The sequence below is a fragment of the Shewanella sp. AC34-MNA-CIBAN-0136 genome (genome assembly GCF_040309945.1).
Lineage (GTDB): Bacteria > Pseudomonadota > Gammaproteobacteria > Enterobacterales > Shewanellaceae > Shewanella.
The window spans coordinates 1-274 of the sequence record NZ_JBEOPJ010000071.1 but is presented as its reverse complement, the minus strand read 5'-3'; the positions used below and the strand labels follow the sequence as shown (position 1 = coordinate 274).

Below are 274 nucleotides of genomic sequence, written 5' to 3'. Positions count from 1 at the left end.
AATTGCGCCTGCGCCACCACTTTCTATTAGCGTGGTAATGCCGCATAATTTTGCTGCGTATAAAATAGCGGGGTTAATGGCTTTATCGCCTTGTACGGGGGTAGCAAGTACAACGGTTTTTGCACCGCTTAATTGGGCTAATACACCTTGCATAATAACCGACGATGGCAGTGGAGCACTGCCACCGGGTACATATATACCAACAGCTTCGATGGCTTGATATTTCAGTTCACACACAACGCCCGGTTGGGTCGATAATTTAATACCTTTAGGT

Annotated in this window: 1 protein-coding gene; it reads right to left on the bottom strand. The window is 46.4% G+C overall.

All coding sequences use genetic code 11. The features are described from left to right. The coding region (locus AAEY94_RS20705; RefSeq protein WP_350979921.1) for a histidinol dehydrogenase at positions 1–274 on the bottom strand (274 nt) is incomplete at both ends.